General features: G+C 64.9%; 22 protein-coding genes. 2 read left to right on the top strand and 20 right to left on the bottom strand.

Features of this window, described 5'->3' with window-relative positions:
* Positions 1-17: 17 nt before the first annotated feature.
* The 3 genes from NCR34_RS25075 to NCR34_RS25065 are packed head-to-tail and all read right to left on the bottom strand — an operon-like array spanning position 18 to position 3,530.
* Positions 18-1,541: a sugar ABC transporter ATP-binding protein gene (locus NCR34_RS25075; protein ID WP_248323855.1), complete on the bottom strand. Its 1,524-nt coding sequence runs from the start codon at positions 1,539-1,541 to the stop codon at positions 18-20.
* Complete coding sequence (locus NCR34_RS25070) at positions 1,538-2,479, bottom strand: sugar-binding protein (protein ID WP_248323854.1); 942 nt, start codon at positions 2,477-2,479, stop codon at positions 1,538-1,540. The genes NCR34_RS25075 and NCR34_RS25070 overlap by 4 nt, the downstream gene beginning before the upstream one ends.
* A gap of 40 nt (positions 2,480-2,519) precedes the next feature.
* Entirely contained in the window at positions 2,520-3,530 is a 1,011-nt protein-coding gene (locus NCR34_RS25065) for an ABC transporter permease (protein ID WP_371747481.1), read from the bottom strand.
* A gap of 195 nt (positions 3,531-3,725) precedes the next feature.
* Here NCR34_RS25065 and NCR34_RS25060 point away from each other — a divergent pair, with 195 nt between their 5' ends.
* Positions 3,726-4,619 carry an NAD-dependent epimerase/dehydratase family protein gene (locus tag NCR34_RS25060; protein WP_206469995.1) on the top strand — a complete coding sequence of 298 codons (894 nt, stop codon included), beginning with the start codon at positions 3,726-3,728 and terminating at the stop codon, positions 4,617-4,619.
* Positions 4,620-4,660: 41 nt separating this feature from the next.
* On the opposite strand, the gene NCR34_RS25055 is transcribed toward NCR34_RS25060, so the two are convergent.
* From NCR34_RS25055 to NCR34_RS25020, 8 genes are all read right to left on the bottom strand, one after another.
* Positions 4,661-5,704 (bottom strand): DUF4438 domain-containing protein, encoded by a 1,044-nt coding sequence (locus NCR34_RS25055; protein WP_248323853.1) that lies wholly within the window; start codon positions 5,702-5,704, stop codon positions 4,661-4,663.
* A gap of 64 nt (positions 5,705-5,768) precedes the next feature.
* Positions 5,769-6,584 (bottom strand): hypothetical protein, encoded by an 816-nt coding sequence (locus NCR34_RS25050; RefSeq protein WP_248323852.1) that lies wholly within the window; start codon positions 6,582-6,584, stop codon positions 5,769-5,771.
* Between the two features lie 63 nt (positions 6,585-6,647).
* A complete protein-coding gene (locus tag NCR34_RS25045) occupies positions 6,648-7,739 on the bottom strand; it encodes a hypothetical protein (protein WP_244851529.1) in 1,092 nt (363 codons plus the stop codon).
* A gap of 24 nt (positions 7,740-7,763) precedes the next feature.
* The gene (locus tag NCR34_RS25040; RefSeq protein ID WP_248323851.1) at positions 7,764-8,465 is read right to left on the bottom strand and encodes a hypothetical protein; all 702 of its coding nucleotides are present in this window, start codon (positions 8,463-8,465) and stop codon (positions 7,764-7,766) included.
* 39 nt (positions 8,466-8,504) lie between these two features.
* Positions 8,505-10,385 carry a hypothetical protein gene (locus NCR34_RS25035; RefSeq protein ID WP_248323850.1) on the bottom strand — a complete coding sequence of 627 codons (1,881 nt, stop codon included), beginning with the start codon at positions 10,383-10,385 and terminating at the stop codon, positions 8,505-8,507.
* Between the two features lie 50 nt (positions 10,386-10,435).
* Positions 10,436-11,716, bottom strand: coding sequence for a hypothetical protein (locus NCR34_RS25030; RefSeq protein ID WP_248323849.1), 1,281 nt, complete (start codon positions 11,714-11,716; stop codon positions 10,436-10,438).
* Between the two features lie 37 nt (positions 11,717-11,753).
* A complete protein-coding gene (locus NCR34_RS25025) occupies positions 11,754-12,803 on the bottom strand; it encodes a flagellar biosynthesis protein FlhF (RefSeq protein WP_248323848.1) in 1,050 nt (349 codons plus the stop codon).
* Positions 12,804-12,827: 24 nt separating this feature from the next.
* On the bottom strand, positions 12,828-14,003 hold the full coding sequence (locus NCR34_RS25020) for a hypothetical protein (RefSeq protein WP_248323847.1): 1,176 nt from the start codon (positions 14,001-14,003) through the stop codon (positions 12,828-12,830).
* A gap of 475 nt (positions 14,004-14,478) precedes the next feature.
* Here NCR34_RS25020 and NCR34_RS25015 point away from each other — a divergent pair, with 475 nt between their 5' ends.
* Entirely contained in the window at positions 14,479-15,024 is a 546-nt protein-coding gene (locus tag NCR34_RS25015; RefSeq protein ID WP_248323846.1) for a response regulator transcription factor, read from the top strand.
* 63 nt (positions 15,025-15,087) lie between these two features.
* On the opposite strand, the gene NCR34_RS25010 is transcribed toward NCR34_RS25015, so the two are convergent.
* The 9 genes from NCR34_RS25010 to NCR34_RS24970 are packed head-to-tail and all read right to left on the bottom strand — an operon-like array spanning position 15,088 to position 25,122.
* Entirely contained in the window at positions 15,088-15,990 is a 903-nt protein-coding gene (locus NCR34_RS25010; RefSeq protein ID WP_248323845.1) for an SMP-30/gluconolactonase/LRE family protein, read from the bottom strand.
* A 27-nt stretch (positions 15,991-16,017) separates the two neighbouring features.
* On the bottom strand, positions 16,018-16,962 hold the full coding sequence (locus NCR34_RS25005; protein WP_248323844.1) for a 3-hydroxyacyl-CoA dehydrogenase: 945 nt from the start codon (positions 16,960-16,962) through the stop codon (positions 16,018-16,020).
* Positions 16,963-16,981: 19 nt separating this feature from the next.
* A complete protein-coding gene (locus NCR34_RS25000) occupies positions 16,982-19,081 on the bottom strand; it encodes an ABC transporter permease subunit (protein WP_248323843.1) in 2,100 nt (699 codons plus the stop codon).
* Positions 19,082-19,092: 11 nt separating this feature from the next.
* Entirely contained in the window at positions 19,093-20,616 is a 1,524-nt protein-coding gene (locus NCR34_RS24995) for a sugar ABC transporter ATP-binding protein (RefSeq protein ID WP_248323842.1), read from the bottom strand.
* An 11-nt stretch (positions 20,617-20,627) separates the two neighbouring features.
* Complete coding sequence (locus NCR34_RS24990) at positions 20,628-21,755, bottom strand: sugar ABC transporter substrate-binding protein (protein WP_175942651.1); 1,128 nt, start codon at positions 21,753-21,755, stop codon at positions 20,628-20,630.
* A gap of 39 nt (positions 21,756-21,794) precedes the next feature.
* Positions 21,795-22,574 carry an N-acyl homoserine lactonase family protein gene (locus tag NCR34_RS24985; RefSeq protein WP_248323841.1) on the bottom strand — a complete coding sequence of 260 codons (780 nt, stop codon included), beginning with the start codon at positions 22,572-22,574 and terminating at the stop codon, positions 21,795-21,797.
* A 13-nt stretch (positions 22,575-22,587) separates the two neighbouring features.
* Positions 22,588-23,520 (bottom strand): 3,5-dioxohexanoate:acetyl-CoA acetone transferase, encoded by a 933-nt coding sequence (gene kce / locus NCR34_RS24980; RefSeq protein WP_175942647.1) that lies wholly within the window; start codon positions 23,518-23,520, stop codon positions 22,588-22,590.
* Between the two features lie 14 nt (positions 23,521-23,534).
* Positions 23,535-24,341 (bottom strand): SDR family oxidoreductase, encoded by an 807-nt coding sequence (locus NCR34_RS24975; RefSeq protein ID WP_248323840.1) that lies wholly within the window; start codon positions 24,339-24,341, stop codon positions 23,535-23,537.
* 46 nt (positions 24,342-24,387) lie between these two features.
* Entirely contained in the window at positions 24,388-25,122 is a 735-nt protein-coding gene (locus NCR34_RS24970; RefSeq protein WP_248323839.1) for a GntR family transcriptional regulator, read from the bottom strand.
* Positions 25,123-25,382: the final 260 nt, after the last annotated feature.

Genomic DNA, 25,382 nt, shown 5'->3' with positions numbered 1-25,382 from the left:
GTTTGAATGAGTGATTGTCAGGCAGTGGCAAGCGCCATCACCTTCTCTTGAGTGGCTTCCTCGCGGCGCAATTCGCCGCTAATGCGTCCTTCGCGCACGGTCAGAATGCGATCGCTCACGGCGAGAACCTCCAGCAGATCCGACGAGATCACGATCACGCCGATGCCCTGCGACGCGAGCCGCGCAATGAGGGCATGCACTTCGGCCTTGGCGCCGATATCGATGCCGCGCGTGGGCTCATCGACGATCAGCACCTTGGGCTGCCGCGCGACCCACTTCGCGATGACGATCTTCTGCTGATTACCGCCGCTCAGGTTCACCACTTTCTGCTCGACGCCCGGCGTCTTGATGCCGAGCATGCGCACGTACTCCGCGCAACTGGATCGCTCGCGCGCGTGCTGCACGAACTGGAACGGCGAATAGCGCGAAAGATGCGTGAGGCTGAAGTTCTCGCGCACGCTCATGCCAAGCACGAGCCCTTGCGCCTTGCGGTCCTCGGTGACGAAGCCGATGCCCGCGCGGATCGCATCATGGGGATGGCGGATCGCGACCGGCTTGCCCTCCATCAGGATCGAGCCAGTCGACGGGCGCATGCCGAAGATCATCTCCATGATCTCGGTGCGTCCCGAGCCGACGAGCCCCGCGATGCCGAGCACTTCGCCGCGATGCAGCGTGAAACTGATATCGCGTATGCGCGCATCAGCGGACTTGCTTTGCCTGAGCGAAAGATCGCGCACTTCGAGCACAGGATGGCCGGTCGCGTGCGATTGCGGCTCGCCATAGAGCTCGCTCAACTCGCGGTCGACCATCTGACGCACGAGCGTTTCACGCGTCACGCGGTCGATCGGCATGGTGCTGACCGTGCGGCCGTCGCGCAGCACGGTCACGCGATCCGCAAGCTCGAAGACCTCTTCGAGCCGATGCGAGATGTAGACGACGGCAATGCCCCGCTCGCGCAATCGCTTGACGAGTCCCAGCAGCACGCTTGTTTCGTGATGACTGAGGGACGCCGTCGGCTCGTCCATGACGATGACCTTCGACTGCGCGGACAGCGCCTTCGCGATCTCGATCATCTGCCGCTGCCCGACGCTCAGTTCGCTCACGCGCGTCGCCGGATCGACGTCCATGTCGATCATCTGCAGCACCTCGCGCGCTTCGCGGTGCATGCCCGCGCGATCGATGAGGCCGAAGCGCGTGAGCGGCTCCTTCGCCAGAAAGATGTTCTCGCCGACCGTCAGATTCTCGACGACCGCCAGTTCCTGATAGATGATATTGATGCCGAGCGCGCGCGCATGATTGCTGTTCGCGATCGTCACTTCGCGACCTTCGACGAGGATGACGCCGCCGGGATCGGGCGCATACACGCCTGTCAGTACCTTCATGAGCGTGCTCTTGCCTGCGCCGTTTTCGCCGGCGAGCGCGAGCACTTCGCCCCTGTAGATGGCCAGATCGACGTGGTCGAGCGCCTTCACGCCGGGAAACGTTCTGGAGATGCCGCGCATCTCCAGAAAGGGCTTCGTACGGTCGCCGGCGGGTGTCATTTGGTGTAGCTGCCGATGTTGTCCTTCGTCACCACCGTGACGCCCGTGTCGATGTCCTTCTCCTGCGTTTCCTTGCCCTGGATCTGCGCGACCAGATGCTGAACCGCGAGCGAGCCCATCGTCACCGGACGCTGCACCATGATGCCCTGAATGTAGCCATCTCTCAGGCCCTTGAGCGTATCCGGGAGGTCGTCGAAGGCGAGCACTTCGAGCTTGCCTTTCATCGCGCCGAATTCCTTCGTATTGAGCACCTTCGCGACCGCCGGGCCCCCGACCTGACTCACGCCGAAGATGCCGTTCAGATTCGGATGCGCGCGCAGCGTCGTCTCGACAACGGACACGCCACGCGCGAGGTCGTCGTCCGTGCCCTGCGTCTCGACGATCTTGATGCCCGGATACTTCGCGAGACCCTTTTTGATGCCGGCGATGCGCTCGTTGAGATTCACCGCGCCGAGCTGCCCCGTCACGATCGCGACCTCGCCCTTGCCGTTCAACGCACGGCCCATCGTGTCGGCCATCGTCTCGCCTGCCTGCACGTTGTTCGTGCCGATGTACATCGAGCGGCCGCTCTTCGGCGAATCCGAATCGTAGGTGAGGACCTTAACGCCGCTTTGCGCGGCCCGCTTGATGACGCCTTCGACCGACTTCGGCTCGTTCACGGAAATGGCGATGCCATCCACGTGACGCGAGATGAGGTCTTCGATGATCTGCACTTGCGTCGAGCCCTGCGTGTTCTGCGGCACGACCCATTGATACTTGACGCCGGCCTTGTCCGCGGCGGACTGCGCGCCCTTGTTGCAGTCGTCGAAGAACGGCACCGCGACTTTGGGAATCACGGCGACCGATATGTCCTTTCCCTCCTTTGCGTGCGCAGCGCTGCCGAGCGTGGTGCAAAGCGCGAGCGTCAAGCCCGCGATGATTCTTGGCGTGGTCTTCATGCTTCGTCTCCCGTTATGGTTTCTGTCGATCAGGCTCAATTCAGGGCCCTTTGCGGCGCACGCGCCATATGTCGATGCTCACCGCAATCAGGATCACGCAGCCGGTAATGGCCTGCTGCGCATAGGTATCGATGTTGAGAAGCACCACGCCGTTCGTGATGATGCCGGCGAGCGCCGCGCCGATGATCGCGCCTTCGACGCTGCCCGCGCCGCCCGAAAGACTCGCGCCGCCGATGGCCGCCGCCGCGATCACGTCCAGTTCCGCGCCGAATCCCGAGGCCGGTTCCGCCGACACGAAGCGCGAGAACGCGATGACGCCCGCCATCGACGCGATCAGTCCGGACAGCACGTACACCGCGAATTTCACGCGGGCGGTGCGCACGCCGGACAAGCGCGCGGCCACTTCATTGCCGCCCGTCGCGTAGACGTGACGGCCGAAGCGCGTCTGACGCATGACGACGGAGAACACGCCGGTCATCGCGAGCAGGATGACGACCGGAAACGGCACGAAACCGATATACCCCTGCCCGATGAACGTGAACGCATCCGGCACGTCCGGCGTGACCGGCACGCCCTTGGTGATGATGTACATGAGCCCTCGCCCGATCGACAAGGTGCCGAGCGTCGCGATGAAGGGCGGCAACTGTATCCACGTGATCATCAGGCCGTTGAAGCCGCCGACGATCACGCCGACCGCGAGCCCCGACAGAACCGCGGCGAACGCCGTCATGCCGTGCTGAAAAGCGAGCGCCGTCACGAGCGACGACAGCCCCATGACCGAGCCGACCGAGAGATCGATGCCGCCCGTGATGATGACGAGCATCATGCCGATGGACATGAGCGCCACGAGCGAGAATGAGCGGAACACGCCCATCAGATTGTTGGTGGTGAGAAAGTACGGCGAGAACGCGCTGATCAGCAGTCCGACCAGCAACACCACGGAGAGTACGTTCAGCTCGCGGATGCGCAGACAGGCACGCAGCAGTGCCACCCCGCGTGATGACTGCGGCTGCGGCTTGTCCGATGCTTTGTTCGACGATAGTGCGCTCACCGATCGCTCCTCCGTTCAGGCTGAGGCCGATCATAGGCGCGTTGGAAACGGCAAATCTGTGACGCGCGTCATAGTCGGGCATCGGGGATGACCCGTAGAACAACTCGCGCGCCGCTATGACGCGCGTCACAGAAATGGAACGCCAAGAACGGCTACGATGCGCGCACACACTTATCGAATTCAAAGGAGCGCAGCATGACGAAGCGAGTGATTGTGACCGGCGGTAGCGGCCTGGCCGGCAAATGGGTGGTGGAGGATCTGGTCGCGCACGGTTATGAGGTGCTGAACGTGGACCGCGTGCCCATGGCGAAGGGCACCGCTCGCACGCTCATTACCGACATCACCGACGCGGGACAGGTCTTCAACGCGCTCGCATCCACGACGACGCCGAAGGAATTCGACGACGACATCGAGCCGAAGCCGATCGACGCCATCGTGCATTTCGCGGCGATTCCGCGCATTCTGGTCACGACCGACAACGAAGTCTTTCGCATCAACGTCATGGGCACCTACAACGTGCTCGATGCGGCGTCGAAACTCGGCATCAAGAAGGTGATCGTCGCATCGAGCGAGACGACATACGGCGTGGTGTTCGCGCACCGGCATCGCGACCCCGTGTACTTCCCGCTGGACGAAGAGTATCCCGTGGATCCGATGGACAGCTATGCCACGTCGAAGGTCATCAACGAAGTCACGGCGAAAGCGTTTCACGCCCGCACGGGCGCGGATATCTACTGCTTTCGCATCGGCAACGTGCTCGATCCCGCCGATTACCAGAAATTCCCGGCGTGGCTCGAGAATCCCGCGTTGAGAAAGCGCATTGCGTGGAGCTACATCGACGGACGCGATCTCGCGACGGCCGCGCGGCTCGGCATCGAGAAGGACGGTCTGGGATTCCAGGTGATGAACGTCGCCGCCGACGACGTCTCGTCCGATCTGCCCACCGCTGAATTGCTGAAGCGCTTCTATCCGAACGTGCCGGTGAAGAAGCAGTTGGCGGAATCCGAAACCCTGCTCAGCAACGAGAAACTCAAGCGTTTGCTCGGCTGGCAACAGGCTTATAAGTGGCGCGAGCAGGTGGCGAAGTAAGGCGCAAGCGGTGGAGCGCATCGGCCGACTGCGATGCGCCTTCATCGACGTAACGGTTCATGCCGGTCCCGATCGGGCTTTCCATGAGTGATGGCCGCAGGATCGCCACGCCGCGGCCGCGGCGATGTCGCCTCGATCAGCGTGGGCCGTGCGCGCGGCGGCACCGCGCGGCGCACGTCGAAGATCTCCGCGAGATTGGCCTGCGGCGCGTGTATCGGCCGGATCGAACTCAACGACCCGCTCAAGAGCGGCGTGACGCCCGGTCCGTGTCCGCTCACCGTACTATCCCCGTGCACGACGACGCCGATCGTCACGAACCCGCTGCGAAAAAGCGGGCCGCGCCGGGCGTCGGCATGCATGATCGCCACCATGTCGCCGAAGCGCAGGCTGCCCAGCCGGTAACGCTCGCGCGTCTGCCGGTCGGCGAGCTGAATGTCGTAATCGCCACGCCATGCGGTGTTTTTTCCGAGTCCCGATCCCATCACGTGCGCCGGCACGAGATGGGTGACAGGAACACCCAGCTTGCCGTCGCGCTCGACGAGGCCCCAGCGCCGGATGAGAGCGGGCGACGCGTTGAAGACGTCGATATCCGGATGTTCCGTGAGCCGCATGCCGGGACCGACGGAGTGAACCTGCATCCGATCGCCGATGCGCAGGCGCCGCAGCACCTCGGTCGGAAAGTCGACGAGCACGTGATTCACACCGCCATGCTTGCCCGTGACGAGACCGATGCGTCCCTCGCATGGGCCGCTGATCACATGCACCGCATTGCCCACGCAGGCATACGTGAGCAGCGCATTATTCGGCCCGTCGCGCGGACCGACGATTTCACGTCCGTTGTTATGTAGCGCGACGCCCGGTTCGGTGTGATCGCTGGCAAGCCCGACGCATGCATCGCCGATACGTTTGTTCAGCGCAATGCCACCCGTGCCGTGCAGCACACGCGGCACGCCGTCGTAGCCGATGCGATACGCCGACGCGCGCCCGACCGGATGCGCGATCTGTCCGATCACGGCCGCGGCGACCAGTTCGTCGGTGTTGATTCGAGGCGTGCCGGCACGCGTTGTGGCCAGTTCGCTCGGCATGATTCACGCTCCCTTCGACGGCCGGACGGACGTGCCGCGCGGACTTCCGCGAGCCGCCGCCGAGTCAGACCGGATACCACCACGCCCGCGCTTCGGACCACGCGTCGGACGAGCGGGCATCGTCCGAACGGTTCTCATCCGCGGATGAGGCGTTCCACCTTTCAGCCGTCACATGCACGACGGCGAGCCGCGGCAGGCGCTGGCACAGGCCTGTGAGACCCGCCTGCGCCAGGGCCTCGCGCAGCAGCGCGCGTTCCGCCGCGAAGAGCGAATCGGGCGACGCGCTGTCGGCTTCCTCGACGATGATGTCCAGCTCGCGCAGCCTGGACACCAGCGTGGGCTCGCCTTCCTCGCCATTCAGCGCGCCCCTCGCGGTCAGTATCATCGCGGCATCGAGCGCCGCCGACAGCGGCAGCGTGTCGATGCTCGCCGTGCCCGGGTCCCAGTGCGTGGGCCAGTCCATCCGGCGCCTGCCGCGACCGCGTTCGGCGCGGGCGGCGAGACTGTCGGCGAGCGCTTCGTAGTGTTCGATGAGATAGGCATCCGCGTGATCGAGCAACTGCGATTCGGCGAGGCGGTCGCCGATCCAGCGAAACGGCCACGACGCGGCATCCGTCTGCTCGCGCATCTCGATCCACGCGCCGAGCACGTCGCTGCGCGGCGCCACGGACGCGTCCGCGTCGTCGTTCGGTAGGACGGCCCGGAGCCAGTCGCTCGAATCGATCAGCTGCCAGAACGTGCGGGTGAGCCACGGCTCGACGACGTGCGTCAGACGCAGCGCCAACTTGATGCCGCCCGGCGTCGCGAGGATCAGCGCCGGATCGAGCACACACGAGAGCTTCCTCGTGTGGACGTGAACCAGCATGTCGGATGCGTGCATGGCTTTCCTGCCTCACGTCTTACACGGCCGATGGCTCATGGTTCACCGGTCGGCCACTCGTGCTCAAACGGCCACCGGCTGCGGCACGCCTAGCACGCCTCGCAGCGCCGGCGTCACGCCGGGGAAGCCACGTCCTTCCGGCGTCATGCGATACGCGGCGACCCATGCTTCCGCGTGCGCGCCCATCGGCCGGACGACGCTCTGGAACAGTATCGGATCGACGGCGGTCTTGAAGTCGTTGTCCGCGATGAACTGAAGAATGCGCCGCCCGCTCTCCGCCATCTTCGCGCGCTGCGACGGCTCCGCGACGCCGCCGAGATAGCGGTTCGACACGATCTCGACCACGTCCCACTTCGTGTTCGCATCGAAGGACTTCTTGATGTCGGGCGCATCGAGGAGCTTCAGCACCTGAATCAGGTAGTGGCCCGTTTCCATCGTCAGCGCGAAGATGTTGCCGTAGGTCGAGCGGTCAAGCGCATAGCGCAAATCCAGCCCGATGCGCTGCACCGTCGCGACGCTGCCGAACGGCCGCTGTTCGAGCATGGGCCCGCCGCGGATCACTTCGCCGATCATCAGGTCGCGGAAGTACTGGCTCACCGCGACCATGAAGCCCAGCAGCTGGCGGTGGAAGTTTCGATTGACGATTGCGCCTGCGGGTGCCGGGGCGGTGCCGTAATTGAACGCCCGCCGGTACGCAACCATGCGGTCCTGCCGCGTATAACGCAGCGGACGCCACTTTTCGAGCAGATACAAACCGCGCGCGCCGGGTCCGCGCTGAATGCGCATTTTGCCGAGGCGGAACAGCTTGAGCAGTGTCTCGGCGACCTCGAAGATCTTCATGCGCTCGTGCTGATAGATGTAGTACAGCTCGGCGGCCGCGTGCAACTGGCTCGGCACGATGGAATCGTCGAAGTCCGGCTTGATGTACGCGTAGCCGACCTTGTCAAAACCGACGACGCCTTGCTGCCCGAGGCCGATCAGATCGAAGAACGCCGATTCGCCGCTGTCGCCGTTGGGCTTGCCAAGCAGTTCGGCGAAGCGCTGCTCGAACTGCGACGCCGCGGCGTCGCGCTGTTCGGGCGGCAGGCTCGCGAGCTGTTCCTGTAGGAACGACTCCCACAGCCGCTGAATGGTTTCCGTGGTATTGAAGTTCATGGTCCCGCTCCTCGGGCACGTCGATCAGGCCAGCTCGACGATCACAGTTTGCTCGACCCGCGCTAATTCGATCAAACGCTCGTTGATCTCCTTTTGTGGTTCTTTCGGCGAGATTGGGCGATACAGCTTGCGGATTTCATCCACAATCCCAGCGGGAATATCGTTGCGCCCGCCGACATCGCTCGCGAACGATTTTTCGTATTCGATGAGTGTGTTGGCCAGCTGTTTCGGGGGCTTTTCGTCCATTGCCTTAAGCAATGCATGCTGCAAATTCGACAGATGCAGCATCACCCTGATCGCGACAGAGGAAAGATGCCTCGGCCATTCCGCCTGCCGGTTCATCATGCCGGCGAGCAGGCGCACCCGCTCTCCCGCTTCGCAGACGCACTGGCGCAACTCGGCTGTTTGCGTTGCGATAGTGCTGAGACTCGGCTGCCCGGTAATCGCCTGCGCGACGCAGTCGATATTCCGGTTCGTCGTGTCGAGCAGCGTCTTAAGGTCGTCGAGCAGCGTACTCACCGGCCCGGGGAGCGCCACACTCACATTCGGATTCAGATTCGCGAGCGCCAGACGGATGTTGTCGCCTGCATCGTTGACGGCCCGCGTCAGCGCTTCGAAGTTGTCGTCCTGCTCGATGCGCGCCATGCAGAGCGTCTGCGCGATGGTCGGGCTCGGCGCGGCGGCCGAAGGAAGCCTTCCCCATCCGCCATATTTGTCTATCGTCATGATGTCCTCCCGCAAAAGCGGCCGGCGACGCGTGAATGCTTACAGGCGATCGAAGAGCGTCTGTTCGAAGTGCGGCGGAATTCTCGGATCGAGCGGCGTGCACGAAGCGGGGACGCCGCCGCCCGTCGCTTCGCGGAACAGGTCGAGCGCACGGTCGATGAAAAGCGGCAAGATGCCTTCCGGCCCGGTCGTCGAACTGTCGAAGATCTCTTCGACGGACACGCAGCCGATCGTCATCTGCTCGACGAGCGGACGCCATTGCAGATCGCTGTCCCGCTGCAGGCAGAGTTCCTCGTGCATGACGTCGACGAAGCGCAGCGCGGACGGCGCGCCGCCCATGAAGCTGAGGTTGTTCTGCACGATGTTCTGAAAGCTCGCCACCGTCGTCGTGACCGACCAGTAGGTCGCGTCGAGCGGGCGCAAGAGGCGGCGGATCGCGTCGAGTTCATTGATGACCGCGTCGGGAATCACGCCCGCTACGCCGGCCACCCGGATTCCGGTGCTGCGGAACGCGCGCGGCTGCACGATGCCGCGGAACGGCCACATCTGACCGAAGAACGGCTCTCTCGCCTGGACGCTCGCGTTGATCGGGTTCGACGCCACGATCACGTCGATCAGGAAGCTGTATGCGGCGGCGCGCGCTTCGGGCAGACCGAGATCGGCGTCGCCTACACAGTAGAAGTCGATCGAGCGGTCGATGTCGTAAAGCAGCTTGTCGAGCGCGATCTGGGCGAGCACCGTGTCGTGGTCGCACGCGCAGTCGGTCAGGCAATCCAGTTGACGGGCGAGCGTGCCGCGATGATTGACGACATTCATGAGGCGGTTTTCCGCCGGCGTGATCGGCGACGGTCCGTACAGCCCGTAGTTGAGCACTGAAGGCCGCGCGACGCGCAGCAGCCGGAAACCGCCAGCCGGCATGAATCCGTCGATGAATAGTTGCAGCGCCTCCAGCAGTGTCGCCAGTTCCGGCGACACGTTCGGGATTTGCCCGAGCGTCGACTGCACGAAGCGGTTGAGCCGCGCGAGCGGTCCCCACGCGGTGGCTCCGATCGCCCGCAATCCGCTGGACCCGCCGCCGCTCGCGAGCTGCACGACTTCGTCCATGGTGCGCGCGAGTTCGCCTTCACCGAGCAGCGAGCGCAGATCGCCCTGTCCGCGCGCTTCGAGCATCGCGGCGAGCTGCCGGTACGATTGCAGTCCGCGCGGCCACGTGCTTCCCTGTCCGACCATCGCCGCGACGCCGTCGACCTGGCGTAACGCATTCAGCACGGCATCGCGACGCGCTTGAAGCTCGGTGAAGGGCGCCTGCAGCAGGAAGTGACCGCCCGCGAACCCGAGATTCGCCAGTGCTTCGCCCATCAGCACGAGGATCACGGCCGATACTTCGTCGAGACTCTGGCCGAGATCGCGAAAGCTGCGATTCAGGTCCGGCGTCAGCACGCCGATCATGCGCGCGAGCCGCGCGTAGTCGCCGAGTTGCCGTCGCATCGCGAAGGCCTTGTCGCGCTGGCGCGTGTCCATCGACATGCGCGCGGCCGCCACGCCCTCATCGATGGAGCGCACGATCACCTGCTGCCAGCCTTCCAGTTCCGGCCGAATGTCCTTGCTCTGGTTGTCATCGAGCAGACGCGCGATATCGGTTTCAACGTCGTGGCGAGCCTGGTTCAGATCGATGTTGGTCGCGGCGAGCGGCGGCGGCGCCGAAGGCCGGGCCACCGTTGTACGCAGAAACGGCATGCCCTGCGCCTCGCCTTCGATCGCCTGCGCGCGAACATCGGATTGATAGCGGTCTGCCAGTGCCTGCGCGATCGCCTGAGGATCGCGCGGATCGCCCACCTTCAGTTCGCGCCGGATGAGGTTGTCGATGACGAGAGTCTGACGATCCGGCATCGGCGAGAGGGCGTTCGGGGTTTCGTTCATGGCGGCTACCTACCTTTGGCAAGTCCTGGCGTCAGAAAATTAGTTGCTGGTCACGCTGCCGTCTTGTAGTGCGAAGGCTCCGAGGCCTTCTCGCGCAGGTGATCCGTCAATTGCCCGATGACGTTGTCGGCCAGCCGGCGCGGCGCAATACAGCCGGCTTCGAGCGCATAATGTGCCGCGCTCACGAGATGACGCGGCGGCAACTCGGCAGGACGTTCTTCGGCGAGGCGGCGCGCGCCCGCCCGGATCGCGTCCTCATTCTCGCGGCGAAACGGAATGATGTCGGCAAGCGCGCGCTGGGCAAGATTGCGCCGCGTCTGGAACGCAATTTCATCGACGACGTCGGGGATCACGCGCGGCGCGCTACTCATCAGCGCAGCCGGTATGCGGTGCCCCTGCGAAGGCTTGTACATCGCCTGCCAGACGCGCAGCAGACGCGTCCCGTCTTTGCTGAATCCCATGCGCCGCAGCATCTCCGCGAGCAGGTAGACGCGCAGATAGGCCGTCGGATGCGCGCTGCCCGGCCGGTACGTCATGCTGCGCGGCCCTGGGTTCGCGAGGAAATCCGCCATACCCCACGCGGCGGCCGGGCCGCCCAGCAGCAGCGCGGCGAGATCCGCGAAAATCTCCTTATGCCAGCGTCCGTAGACGGTGGCGACGAGCGGATCGCGCGACGAACCGAGAATGCGCCGCAGAACGGCCTGACGGTTCTCTTGCCAGATGCCGAGATCGGCCTGCAGATTGTGCGCCACTTCATGCAGAAAAACGGATTGCCAAGGCTGGTCACGGTCCCAGGGAATCCGAATCAGCGGAAACGGGTTCGGCTCGCCCAGAAGGCGCGACAACTGCACGCCACGCCGCATCGTCGCGGGCGAATAGCCGTGCTCCAGATAGCACACCGGCTTGAGCAGCGGACCGTCGAAGATGCGCGGTGCAGCCTGGCGGATGGCCCGGTAGCAATCCTGCGCGATGACATCGTGCGCCGCGAGTGCCGGCCCGAAGCTCGTCCCGCGTTGCGCGAAGACTTCGTAAAACATGCCGAAGAGACGGCGCGCGCGATCGAGCTCACGTTCGACGAGTGCGATGTCGATCAGCACGCGCTGCGGCGGGCGTTGCCGCCAGCCCTTGCGCAATTCGGCGGAACGTGCGCGGATTCTCTGTTCGACGCTCGCAAGCCGTGAATTTGCCGCGCGAATATGATCTGCCGACGGCGCATAAGGCATGTCCTGCGGCCTCAGCCCGACGAATGCATTGTCGATGCGCGCGAGCCGCGACAACCGCGCCGTCAGGCCGGTGATTTTCGCTTGGAGAAAACGCTCCACATTGCTCATGGCGGGCTCCGTCCGCTGCGTTTGCCAGATCGCGCCGCTAGCGGGACCCGCGGATGACGATCGTCACCGGGCCGCGCAGACGCAGGCGGCGTCCGCCGCCGCAGTGCGGGCACGCGCCGCCGCCGCGATGCATCCTGCGTCCCGAGGCGGCCGCCACGCGGCGCGCGGCAGGCGCGACCGTACGCGCGATGGTGCGTGCCACTTGCCCGCGCGGCGTCGCGCGCCGTTGCGCCGATACGAGAGGACGCGCGAGACGGCGCACCGTCTGCGGCCGGCGCACGACCTGCTGCGCCGCGCGCTGCGCGATTTGCACGGCCGTCTGCGGCGACGCCCGCCGGCGTTGTGCGATGCGGCGCGTCGCCGTCACCACACGCGCGACCGCACGCGCAGCCTGCGGTCCCTGGCTGCGCGTCGCGGTGCGCACCGCACGCGCGACCGTTCGCACCGCCGCACGCCGCACCTGCGGGTTCGCACGTGTCACGGCCGGCAACGCGCGCCGAACGACCAAGCCCGCGAGCACGGGCGCGGCGGCATCCAGTTCGTCCTCGTCGAGCGCATCGACCATTTCGTCGAACAGCTCGAACTCGTCTGCGCCGTCCGCGAGCATCTTCCCGGCGACATTGGCGATACGGCCGATCAGCTGCGCCTGCGGCAGCGGAATCATGCTGGCGATCGGCGCGATGGTGCGCGCCACGCTGCCGATGCCCCGCCCGACACTGCGCGCGATCCGCCCGAGCCGCTTGAAGAACTCGTCGCTGTCGCCGGCGTCGAGCGCATCGGCGACGGCGTCTTCCATCGCGTCGAGGTCGTCGCCCGAGTCGAATTCGTCAAACTCGTCCGATTCGTCGAGTTCGTCGCCTTCGTCGGCCATCTGGAATTCGTCGTCCGATTCGTCATAGTTGTCGAACGCACCGGCCGCGTGACCGGCGACGCGGCCGAGGAACTCATCGTCGCCCTCGTCGGCGAAGTCGCCTTCGCCGTAGCCGTCTTCGTCGCCCTCGTCGTAGGCGTCCATCGAATGATGCGACGGGCCTTCCGCGGCTTCGTACATCAAATCGTCCATTACATCGGTTTCGAAGCGATCCATGATGTGCTCCCTGTTCGACAACGCTCAGCGCGGGGTGATGGTCAGCGTCGCCGGCCCGCTGATCCGGATGGTTCGGGTCCGCCCGCGACCGACGCCAGGCAGGCCGCGTCCGAGCGAACGGGGGCGCGCGAGCGGTCCGGCGGATGAAGGCCTCGCTCGCGGCGACCGCGTGAGGCGGCGCACCAGGCCGGGCTGCTGGGTGAGCCGCTGCGCCGCCCGCGGCAGACCGCGGCGCAGCACCTGCACCGCCTGCTGCGGCGTCGGCACCTGCCGCTGAGCCACGCGCGCCGCCGATTCTGAAAGCCTCGGCAGCGTGCGCACGGCCTGCGGTCCGCGCCGCCGCGCGAGTTCACGCGCCGCCGCGGCGACGCCGCGCACGAGCGCACGGCGGCCCGCCTCCGATAACTGCGCGACATTGCGATAACCGAGCCCCCGCGCCGCCGCGCGCGCCGCGAGTGCGACTGCGGCGGGCAGAGCCTCGTCGAGGCCATCTTCGAGATAGAGGTCCATGACTGCGTTGAACGCATCGTCGGCGCTGTTGCCTTGTCCCAGCAGTTGGCCGATCTGGCTGAACAGTCCCTGCGCGCCGCTCGCGGTCTGGCCGAGCGATCCGGCGATACTTTGCGCCCGCCCCGCGGCCGACCCGACGCCCTGCGCGACGCGGCTTACCTGATCGAGTACGCTCCCTGCGCCGGGCGCTCCCAGCAAGCGCGCAAGCCGCGCGGCCGTTTCGGCAGCGGGCGAGACCACACGCGCCGCGCGTCCCACGCCGCCGGCGATATCGCCCGCTCGGCTTGCGAACGATCCGATCCTGCCTGCGGCGCCCGCCGCGCTCCCCATGCCGCGGCTCACCAGACCCGCCGCGCGCCCGAGGCCGCCGAGCAAACGGCCGATGAATTCGTCGTCGCTTGCGGCGTCGAGCCCATCGGCGACTTCTTCTTCGAACGCGTTCCACAATGCCATGTCGTCGACGTCGTCCGCTTCAATTGACGACATCCCGTCGAAGCAGTCCTCCGTCGCACAATCGCCGCTATCGGCGAATGCCTCGTCGCCATACATGCCGTCAGCCGATTCGTCGAACTGATTGGGCGGATCCAAGTCGTCGGCACTGTCGGCATCGGCCTGATCTGCAAGGTCGCTATCAAAGAGATCACTCATTGCTTTCTCCGCAACTGACATCGACTGCGCGAGCCGATCCATGTGCGCAGTGTAGGAACTTACGCACGCGGTTCAATCGTCAGAAGGGGCACATGCATGCGGGTTGCTGCGTCGGCTCTCGCCCCTCTGAACCCGCTTTTTGAAGCGACACAGAAGACATTAGCGCGCAGTGGCGGATGCGAACGGATTACCGCATATGAGGTAGCGCACTTTCAGCCGAGATATATCTTGCGTTTTTACATTCGGTATACCTAAAAATAACGGCAGTAACCTGATCGCAATTCGCGTTGATCGCATTGCAAGGTATCCAAACGACTCTTCTTCGGCGCTTGCATTCGTGCTGCGATGAGTGAGGCCTCCAGTGGATTCGCGTGACGCTCGTGCCACGTGGTCCGCCGCATGACGACACGGCGGAGCACCGCTTTGCGGGCGCACGCGGAGTCGGAGGCAATCACCGGCTACCGAACGGCTTTACGCTTTCGCGTCAGGATTGAGCCGATCCGATGGGAGGCGCTTCGTGGCGACGGTTTCAGACAAGCGCAGAGCGTCCTGCGATTCGCAGCGGCGTCCGCACGATGCCGTGCTTGTCGAGTTCGCGGACGCGGCCGGCATGCGCGAGGTCGGAACAATCGAACTCGGAGGCAAGCTATGTCGAGTCCTTGTCGATGGCTCGGGCGCGCCGCGCGCGGCGCATCAGAGCGAGCCGCCGGTAACGTCGCGCGGCGGCAATGATCCGATCGTCCGCTTCGAGTTCGAAGGACAGCGCTATGCCGTCGTCACTGAGCGGCCGATGCGCCCGGATTACGACGCCATGAAGGGACCCGATGGCGCGATCGGCATGGACATCATGCGCATGCTGAGCCGGCGCGAGATGGAAGTGGTTCAGCTGGTATGCATGGGATTTCTGACCAAGCAGATCGCCGGCCGCTTGCAGATAAGCGAGTTCACCGTGCGCACGTATGTAAAAACAATCTATGCCAAGCTCGGCGTGCGCTCGCGCGCCGCGCTCGTTTACCGGTTCATGCGAGCAATGAATAACGGCGTACGCGGATCGGGCGAGTGACGCGGGGCTCTGGCTTCGTAGACCCTTCGGTGCCGTTCGCCTGGACCGGCGCACCGGCCGCATTCATCCAGCGAAGCGCGGCTCGGGAAGCCCTCTCACGCCGAGTCCCGTCACCGCGAACAATCCGCCTTTGTCCTGCTCTTTCTGCGGAATGCCCCACATGGGCCGGCCCATGGTCGATACGTACAGCGTGTCGAGATTCGCGCCGCCGAACATCACGCTCGTCAGATTGCGCACGGGAAACGGCACGACGCGATCGAGCTTTCCATCCGGCGAGAAGCGCAGGATCCGCCCACCGAACACCAGCGCCGACCAGATATACCCTTCCTCGTCGACAGTCGCGCCATCGAAGGTGCCCGCCATGTTCCGGGCCGATGCGAAAAGCCGCTTGTTCGAAATGCCGCCCGTTTCGATGTCGTAGTCGTAGGCGTACATCTCCTTGCTGTAAGTGTCCGTGAAATAGAACGTGCGGTTATCCGGACTCCAGCACGGACCGTTCGAACAGGTGATGCCGCTGTCGAGCCGCGTCACGCGGCCGTCGATATCGAGCCGGTACAACGCGCCGCTGCGCGTCGAACGCTGGCCGCGATCCGCGAAATAGCGGTCGAAGTCGTAGGCCATCGTGCCCGCGATAAAGCGGCCGCGCCGATCCACCTTGCCGTCGTTGAAGCGCGTCTCTGGATCGTCGGATTCGGGATCGGCGATGAACTCGACGGTCTGCGACTCGAAGTCGTAGAAATGCAGACCGTTGGCGAGCGCCACCACCGCGCCGCCCTTCTCGCGCAACGCCATCGAGCCGATATGATGCGGCACGAAGTAACGCGTGACCTCGCTTCCATCCGCGCGGCAACTGTAGATTTCGGCTGCCGTGCTGTCGATCCAGTAGAGCCGATCTTGCTGCACGTCCCAGAGCGGTCCTTCGCCCAGGTGATTATTCGCATCGACCAGCAAGCGTACTTCGGGCATCGTCGTCTCCTTGATGGGTTCGTTCTGTCAGTCGTTCTTGTTCTTCTCGGCGCGCCGGTGCGCGAGCAGCGCCATCAGACGGCGATCGCGCCACCGGCTGCGCGCCTCGATCTGGTCGGCCGGGAGCTGTTCACGGCGCTGCGCGTGCAGGCTCGCGATGGTTTCTTCGGACCACGAGAACGGCACGCGCGTATCCGCGATGCTGCGATAGGTGCCGCCATAACGCGACGCGTAATCCGCCACGCCGCCGGGCGCGTTCAGGTCGATGGTTTCGAACGGGCCCATGAACGACCATCGCATGGCAAGCCCATCGCGCATGACCGTGTCGAGATCGGCGGCGCTCGCGTAGCCTTGTTCGTAGAGGCTCAACGCCTCGTCGAGTACCGCTCCCTGAATGCGGTTCAGCAAGAAGCCCGAGATTTCGCGGTTCACCGTGACGGGGCTCTGTCCTGCTTCCTCGTAAATCGCGCGCGCGCGTTGCAGCGTCTCTTGCGACGTCCACGGCGTGCCGCAAAGTTCGACGAGCGGCACGAGCGACGGCGGATTGACAGGATGCGCGACGAGGCACCGCGCGCGACCCTCCAGCCCTTCCGTGAACGTCGACGCGGGCAAACCTGAAGTCGAACTGGCGAGCAGCGCTTCGGGCTTCGTGAGGCGGTCGAGTTCCGCGAACATCGTGCGCTTCACTTCCACGATCTCGGCGATGTTCTCCTGCACCAGATCCGCGTTGGCCACCGCTTCGGCAAGCGTATCGCACGCCTCGATGCGCCCGACGATACGGTCCACGCTCTCGTCGATCAGGCCGAAGGAAGCGAAATCCTCGACGCTCTCGCGAATGGCGGGGATCGCGCCCGACAGCATGTCTCGCGAGGCATCGTGGATTTTCACGGTAAAACCGCTGCGGGCGAACACGATCGCCCATGCGCGGCCGATCCGCCCCGAACCGATCACCGCTATCTCTCTCGTGCTCATATGTTTCGTTCTCCTTATGTCAGGCGCGTTTGTCGCGCAGCGTGATGACGGCAGCCAGCACGACCACTCCGTTGATGATGTCGCGCACCGCAGGCGGAACCGTCGTTCCGGCGAGCAGCGTGCCCAGCGCCGTCAGCAGCAGCGCGCCGCCGAACACGCCGAGATAATGGCCGCGTCCGCCGGTGATGAGCGCGCCGCCCACCACGACGACCGCGATGGACGGCAGCAGGTAAGGATCGCCCATGCCGAGGAAGGCCTGCGAACTGAAGCCGGCGAGCAGCAGCCCGACGAGCGCCGCGCACACGGCCGAGACGCAGTACACGGCAATCAGGACCGCGCCCACGCGCACGCCGGAGAGCTTCGCCGCGATCTGCGAGTTGCCGACTGCATAGATGCGACGCCCGAACGGCGTGCGATGCAAAAGCAATAGCGCGAACGCGAGAAACACCGGCACGCTCCACGCGGCGAGCGACAGCGGCCCGAGCCTGCCATTGGTGAAGTCGCTGACCGCCGACGGCGCCCAGCCTTGCGGCGAGCCGTTGCAGTAGATGAGCGTCAGGCCTTGCAGCAGTCCGTTGGCCGCGAGCGTGACGACGATAGGCGGCAACCCCAGCATGACGACGCCGATGCCGTTGAAAAGCCCCACGAGCACGCCTACGCCCAGCACGACCGGCACGGCCCACGCGGCCGCGCCGTTGACGCCGTGCGTGAGGCCCGTCAGCAGCACGCCGGAGAGCGTGATGAGCCACGGCATCGACAGATCGAGGCCGCCGGTCAGGATGACCGCGCCCTGACCGAGCCCGAGGATCGCGAGGAACAGCGTGAGCGTGAGCAGGCTGCTGTAGAAGTTCGCGCTGAACAGCACGCCCGGCCCGTAGACGACGCCCGTCACCGCGACGACGCCGATGAAGAGCAGATAGGCGGGCAGCACATACTTCGCCCATTCGCGATTGCGCTCGATCCAGTCGCCGATCGCGCGGCCCTTGAGCTCCGTGTTCTCGATCGGGCGGAAGTCGTTCACCTGGAACGTCACGCGCCGCGCCCGCGCGTCGCTCGTGACGCGCGTGCCTGTTCGCACCGCCTTCAGCCACTGCGCCGCGTGACGCATGGACTCACGCGCCGCCGATTCCTCGCCGATCGAAGCGCCGAGCACCGCGAGAATCAGAATCACCGCCTCCGCGATCGTCGTGAAGAACGCCGATACGTTCAGCACCAGCAGAATATTCACGGTGATCATCAGCGTCATCGCCGCGAACACCGTGCCGACGCAGCCGCCGCGCCCGCCGCCGAGCAAGGTGCCGCCCAGCACGACGGCAGTGAACATCGACAACAGCAGCGGACGGCCCACGAGCGGATCGGCGGAACCGGTCTGCGCCGACACGTACAGCCCCGCCGCCGCGTAGAACATGCCGGCGAGCGCATAGGTCGCCATGCGATAGCGCGTCACCGGCATGCCGTTGGCGAACGCGCCGTCCGGATCGCTGCCGAGCGCGTACAGGCCGACGCCGAAGCGCGTGCGCTTCACGAACGCCCAGATCAACAACGCGACGATCAGGACGCCCGCGGACATCGGCAACTTCTCGGGAATCAGATCGGACGTGAGGAATGCGCCGAACTGCTCGCCGACACTGCCGCCCGGCTTGTTTTGAATCAGGAGCGTCATGCCCTGCACCATGAACATCGTCGCGAGCGTGACGACGATGGATTGCAGGCGGAACCAGGCGATCAGCGCGCCGTTGACGAGCCCGATGCCGCCGCCGATTCCGATGATGAGCGCCGCGCCCATCCATTGTTCGAGCGGCGTGCCTTGCACGAATCGCACTGCAAGCACATTCGCGAGCGAGACGACCGCGGAGGCCGACAGATCGAAGCCTCCGGTCAGTACGACGATGGTCTGTCCGATGGCCGCGAGCGCGAGCGTCGTCGCGCTGGAAATGACCGAGCCGAGGTCGTACATGCCGACCGGCGTCGCGGACAGCGCGACCCACGCGGCCAGCATGGCGAGCAACGCGCCGACCGCGATGATGAGCCCGCGGTGATGGTCCAGACGCGCGCCCCATCCCGTTCCCGTGCCCGGCTTGACGGTCTCGCTGTCGGGCGACGCAATGGCTACCTTCATGGAAGCACCTCTCAAGTCGAAAGCATCTTGCGCATCACGTTTTCTTCCGTGAGCGCGTCGCCGGAAAGCTCGCCGACATTGCGGCCGCGATACATCACCGACACGCGGTCGCAGACGTTGACGAGCTCAGGGACATCGGTGGAATAGAACAGCACGGAACCGCCCGCCGCCGCGAAAGCGCGCATCAGCACGAAGATCTGATGCTTGGTGCCGACGTCGATGCCGCGCGTCGGATCGAACATCAGCCACACGCGGCTTTGCGTGAGCAGCCATTTCGCCATCGCGATCTTCTGCTGGTTGCCGCCCGAGAACGACAGACACGGCTTATAGAGCGCGCGCGGGTTGACTTCCATCTGGGCGAGCGACGTGCGGATGGCGGCCTGCTCGCGCTTACGGTCGATGAGGCCGAATCGCGCATAACGCCCGATGACCGGCAGGGACACGTTGTCGCCACCGGGCAAGCGGAGGAACAGGCCTTCGGTTTTGCGATCCTCCGGCAGAAAGCTCGTCGAGACACCCGCCTTCAGCGAATCGGCGGTGGAGGTGAGCGTGACCGGCTTGCCGTCGATGAGGATTTGCCCGTCGTCGACGTACGTCGCGCCGAACAGCGCTTCGAACAGCTCGCGCTGCCCCATTCCCTGCAACGCCGCAATGCCGTGCACCTCGCCAGGCTTGAGCACGAGATCGAAGTCGGTCACCACGCCGTCGACGCGCACGCCGCGCGCCTCCATCGCAGGCGGCTTCGGCGCCGCTTCGCGCAGCGCGGGCGGCTCGATCTTCGGCGGATACTTCGCTTCCAGCGATCTGCCGATGACGAGCTTGATTACTTCGTCATCCGTAATATCGGCCGCATCGAACTCGCCGACATCGCGACCGTTCCGATACACGGTGAGGCTGTCGCAGAACTCGCGCACTTCCTGCATGCGGTGCGAGATGAACACGAAGGTCACGCCCTTCGCCTTCAGTTCATCGATGCGGCGCGACAACCACGCGACGTCCCGCCCGGAAAGCGCGGACGTGGGCTCGTCGAGCAGCAGCACTTGCGGTCCGCGCACGATCGCCTTCGCGATCTCGATCTTCTGTCGCACGGGCAAGGACAGGTCGCGGATATACGCGCCGGGACGCACGTCGGAGAGTTCCAGCTTTTCGAGCCACTCCGACGCCTGCCGCTGCGCTTCGCGCTTCTTGATGCGCCCGAAGAGACCCGTCGGCTCATACGACATCAGCAGGTTCTGCGCGACCGTGAGATCGCGCACCAGCGTCATTTCCTGAAACGCGGTCTGCACGCCCGCCCGATGCGCGTCCTTCGGTCCGCGCATGGCGACTTCCGCGCCCATCACGCGGATGTTGCCTTCGTCCGGCTGCATCAACCCGGACAACAGCTTGACCGTGGTGGATTTGCCGGCGCCGTTTTCGCCGAGCAGCGCGTGCACCGCGCCGCGCTTCACGCGGAACGACGCACCGTCGAGTGCGACCGTCGCGCCGAAACGCTTCGTCACGTTCGATAGATCGATCGCCAGAGATGCGTCGTTCATGATGAGCGCCTTTAGTCCTGGTTGCCCGTGAGCGCCGCGTTGAAGCCGACTTCCTTCGTGTCCTCGGAGTAGATGTCCGCGAACCAGCCCGGCGGCACCTTGTCCGGGCTGAAGGCCGTGCAGCCCGCCTTCAGTTCGTCGATGCTGCCGGTCTTGCACAGCTTCGACTGGCCGTTCTCCACGAGCGGCAGCTTCAGCGTGATGTGCTGCGGGAAGTCCTTGCCGTCGAGCTTCGCGACAGCCATCTTGAGCGCCATCGCGCCGGAGTACGGCGGCGCGCCGTAAGAGATCGACCGGTAGCCGATGGAGCGATACGCACCCTGTCCCTTGACCTCGCCGGGCGGCAGCATCTGCACGCGATGCCCGTTCGACGATTCCCCCGCGCACGGCTTGATCTTGTCGTCCGCGATGCCGGCGTCCAGCTGCATCGACGCCGCCGTGAAGCAGCCGACCTGCATCCACAAGCCGTCGATCTTGTCCCAGCTATTGGTGGCGAGAATCTTCGACAGTTCGGTCTTGGCCGTCGCCTGGCTCCACATGCCGGTGCCTTCCGCGACGATCTTGATGCCCGGATACTTCGCGAACACGGCCTTCGCGGCTTCGGTGCGCGCGCGGTCCACCGAGGTGCCCGGCACGCCGTTGATCATCACGATGTTGCCCTTGCCGTTGATCGTCTTCGCGAGCCATTCCGCGGTCACCGTGCCGGCCTGATGCTGGTCGATGTTCACGTTGTGCGCGCACGGCTCGGTCACTTCGGCGTCATACGCCGCGACGACCACGCCCTTCGAGCAGGCATTCTTGATCGCGCGATTCAGCGCGGTCGGCGAGATCGGATAGATGATGATGGCCTTCGCGCCCGCCTGCACCATCGAGTTGATCTGCTGGATCTGCTTCTGCGCATCGGTGCCCGCGACCTGCACTTCGAGATCGACCTTATCTTTAAGCGCCGGCGTGTTCGCCATGGCCTTGACCATGTTCGCGGCTTCCGTCTGCCAGTCGTTGCCGACATAGCTCATCGACAGAAACACCTTGTATTTGCCCGCTGCGTGCGCGCTTCCCGACATCGCGAGCGCCGTCGCCATCGCGAGGCCGAGCGCTGCCCGGCCCGCATGACGGATCGTATTCGTCCATGCTTTCATGTCTTCCTCCGCTGGTTGTCTTCTTGACTGCTTTCGGACTTACGCCTCTTTCACTACATGCGGCAAGCGCGCGCTCGCCGGCAATGCGATGCCCGCGCTTCCCGGCACGACGTTGGGATCGTGTCCGGGAATCACGAAATCGGCGATCTGGCGTATGCGCGAGAGCGAGCCCATCTCGGCGAGCGTCTCGTGCACGATGCCGACCGGCACCAGATCGACGATGTTTTCCATGCAGTTCGCGCAATCTCCCGCGATCAGTACCACGCCTTCTTCCGTATCCACGGCGACGGACTGATGGCCCGGCGTATGACCCGGCGTCGGCACGACGCGCACGCCCGGCACGATATCGGCGACGCCGTGCACGAACTGCCAGCGGAAGTACGCGAGCGGCTCGCGGCCGATCAGGAACTCCTGGTAATAGGTGGCCTGCGTCGGCAGCGGGCGGCCCGCATACTCCCATTCCTGCGCCTGCACGATGAATCGCGCGTTCTTGAAAAGCGTGTTGCCGCCGGAGTGGTCGTAGTGCAGGTGCGTGTTGATGACGATATCGACCTCGTCCGCGCTCCAGCCGACGTACTCCTTCAGCGCGCGTTCCAGCCTTTCTTCCGGCGCCTGTTCGCACGGGCAGACGAAGCTCGACACCCAGCCCGGATCGTGTATGCCGGTATCGACCACGATCTTCTTGCCCGCGCCGACGATGGCCGTGGACCACACCGGCACCTTGATTTGCTGGCCGAAGTAACGGCCATAGACTTGCGATGACCGATCGACGGTGAGCCAACCCGTCGGCATCGCGACGACTTTCAGCTTCGCGCTCACGATGCGCTCCCGGTCAGAAGTTGGTGTTGTCCGCGCCCTTCAGTTGCAGCATCTGGCGCGCTTCGGCGGGCGTCGCGATATCGAGCGACAGCCCTTCGATCACCTGTTTGATCTTGCGCACCTGCGCCGCGCTCGAATCGGCGAGCTTGCCGGGCTCGATCCACAGCGAGTCTTCCAGTCCGACGCGCACGTTGGACCCTTGCGCGACGCCGATGGACCCGAGCGCGATCTGGTTGCGGCCCGCGCCGAGAATCGACCAGACGTAATCGCTGCCGAAGAGGCGATCGGCGGTTCGCTTCATGTGCGCGAGGTCTTCCGGATGCGCGCCGATGCCGCCCAGAAGCCCGAACACGCTCTGCACGAAGAACGGCGGCTTCGCCAGCCCGCGATCCACGAAATGCGCGAGGTTGTACAAGTGCGAGATGTCGTAGCACTCGAACTCGAAGCGCGTGCCGTTCGCGCCACACGAAGTCAGGATGTATTCGATATCCGCGAACGTGTTCTTGAACACGAGATCGCGGCTATTCTCGAGATGCTTGCGCTCCCAGTCGTGCTTAAGCTCCTTGAAGCGATCGAGCATCGGATAGAGGCCGAAGTTCATCGAGCCCATGTTCAGCGACGCCACCTCTGGCTGAAAATGATGCGCGGGCTTCAGGCGCTCGGCCACCGTCATGTGCGGACTGCCGCCGGTCGTCAGGTTGATCACGGCGTCGGTTTCCGCCTTGATGCGCGGCAGGAACTCCTGGAACACGGCGGGGTCCTGCGTCGGACGGCCATCGTTCGGATCGCGAGCGTGAAGGTGAATGATCGCGGCGCCTTCCTTGGCGGCGGCGAGCGCGGCATCGCCGATCTCCTGCGGCGTGACCGGCAGATATGGCGACATCGACGGCGTGTGAATGGCGCCGGTCGGCGCGCAGGTGATGATGACCTTGCGTTTCGTTGCCATGGGATCCTCGTGCGTTAGAGAACTTCGACGTTGCCGCAGACCGAGATAGCCTGTCCCGAGATGCCGCTGCCCGCAGGCGAGCACAGAAAGAGCGCAGTGGCCGCGACTTCTTCCGGCGTCGTCATGCGACGCAGCGAAATCTTGGCGAGATATTGCTTCTCCATCTCTTCGTAAGAGAGATTGAGCTGCTTCGCGCGCGCGTCGATGACCCGCTCGATGCGCGGGCCCTTCACGATGCCCGGCTGGATTGCGTTGACGCGTATGTTGTCGGGACCGAGCTCGATCGCGAGGCTCTTGGTCATGCCGACCACGGCCCATTTCGTCGCGGCGTACGGCGTGCGGAAGGCGTAGCCGAGACGCCCGGCCACCGAGGACAGCGCGATGATCGTGCCGCCTTCCCTCGCTTCGCGCAGCAGCGGCACCGCGCGGCGCGCGAAGTAAAACTGCGCGTTCAGATTGACATCGACGGTGTCTTCCCACGCTTTGACGTCGATCTCGTCGATGCCGCCGGTCGGCCCGGCAATGCCGGCGTTGTTCACGAGCACATCGAGCCCGCCGAGCTGGGTTTGCACGTCCGCGAACACGCGCTCCACCGCGTCGCGATCCGAGACATCCGCGAGCGTCGCCGTGATCGGATTCAACTCCGCGCCCGCTTCGGCGTGGGCGAGTTCGTCAATCGCTTGCTGGCTCGCATCGCAAACGTGGACGCGCGCCCCTGCATCGACGAACGCCCGCGCAATCACGAGCCCGATGCCCGATGCGCCTCCGGTGATGAGCACGCGCAAGCCCGCGTGCGGTTTCAGCATCTGCAGAACCGTCATTGTCCGTCTCCGTTTGTTTTCATTCGTTGTACGAATCTTCTTCGATTCAGGCCTGCGCCAGATTGCCGCCGCCGTCGTCGCTTGCTTCGTCGCTCGTGGCGCTTTGCAGGCGTTCCTGCAAATCGGCCGCGGCGTCGCCGATGTCCTCCTCGATGCCGGCGCGCGCGCCCTCGCCGTCGCCGCGCCACAGCGCCTCGACGATATGCCGATGCGCGGCCATCGAACGGCGCATGTGAGGAATGTCAGGCGCGACGAGGTTGAGAAAGGGACCAATGCGCATCCAGAGGTTCTGGATCGTCGCCTGGGTGATTTCGCTCGCGCCGTGCGCGTAGATCGCGCTATGAAATCTGAAGTTGCTGCGCAGGTAGGCGGCCACGTCGCCCGCTTCTACGTGAACATCCATCTCGTCGAAGATCTCCTGTAGCGAGGCGAGATGCGAGCGCGTCATTCGCGAAGCCGCGCGTTTCGCCACCGCGCCTTCGAGCGCGATGCGCACGTCGCGGAGTTCTTCGAGCAGTTCGAGCGTCATCGGCGGGACCATGAGCGCGCGGCCGGGTCCGTCGATCAGCGCGCCTTCCGCCTGCAAGCGGGTGAGCGCGGCGCGTACCGGCATCGTGGACGAGCCGACCGCTTCGGCGACGCTGCGCAGGCTCAGCAACTGCCCGGGCGCGAAGCGTCCGGTCATGATCGCTTCCCTCAACTGCGTGTAGACGCGGCTCGCCATCGTCTCTCGTGCAACCAGTTCGAGTGCCGGTAAGTCCGGTGATGCGCGAGTCGCCACGAGAAGACCTCCCAAAGGCATGCCGGTTGTGCTTGTGATGTGTGATCACACCGCATGGAACGCAGTTTGGGCAGAGTGCGCGGACGAGTCAACTAGGTGAAAACGCCGAGTCGTTTGCATGCTCGGGTTGGCCAATGTCGCAGTCCGTTGCGGCGTGTCGCGGGTGATTCAGGGCGAACGCAGTCGGTCCAACGGATGAGCCTACGGGAAAACGCGCGGTTGACCGTTGGACGACCCGTCGCCTACTGTATCGATACACT

The organism is Caballeronia sp. GAWG1-5s-s (assembly GCF_023631445.1).
GTDB lineage: Bacteria > Pseudomonadota > Gammaproteobacteria > Burkholderiales > Burkholderiaceae > Caballeronia.
Note: the sequence above shows the minus strand (reverse complement) of the source record. Positions and strands in the feature narration are given on the sequence as shown.